Source organism: Massilia sp. 05N420 (assembly GCF_056397205.1).
In genome coordinates, this window is the sequence record NZ_JBFTMX010000279.1 from 1 (window position 1) to 365 (window position 365).

At 63.6% G+C, this 365-nt stretch carries 1 protein-coding gene; it reads right to left on the minus strand.

The features are described from left to right. Window positions 1-200: hypothetical protein (locus AC1DIX_RS28330; RefSeq protein ID WP_477328693.1), on the minus strand; the 200-nt coding region annotated here is incomplete at its 3' end. Window positions 201-365 lie beyond the last annotated feature (165 nt).

Here is a 365-nt window from a genome sequence, read left to right on the forward strand (position 1 = left end):
ACGGAGAGCGAGCGCGGCCGCACCACCTGCACCACCGTGATGCCGATCCAGTCGAGTTCGGTCACCGAACCCAGCCTGGTGATCCCGTAGTCACGTTTTCGTTCAAGGATGCGCCGGACGGTCCCGGCAGGATCGGGCGGGGAGGGTATCCGCCCGTTCTCAAGCATGGCCGAAAACGCTTCGCCCGCGATCTCGTCCATGGCTCAAAGCCCTGCCAATTCATCGAGATCGCGTTTTGCCCGCCCGGCGAGCCAGACAGCTTTTTGCGTTTCCGCGATGCGGACTGCCTTTGCGAAATCCCTGATGACTTCGGGCGCCTTGTGCTGCAGCTGGCGCTTGAGATTGGCGCGCCGCCGGTAGAGCTC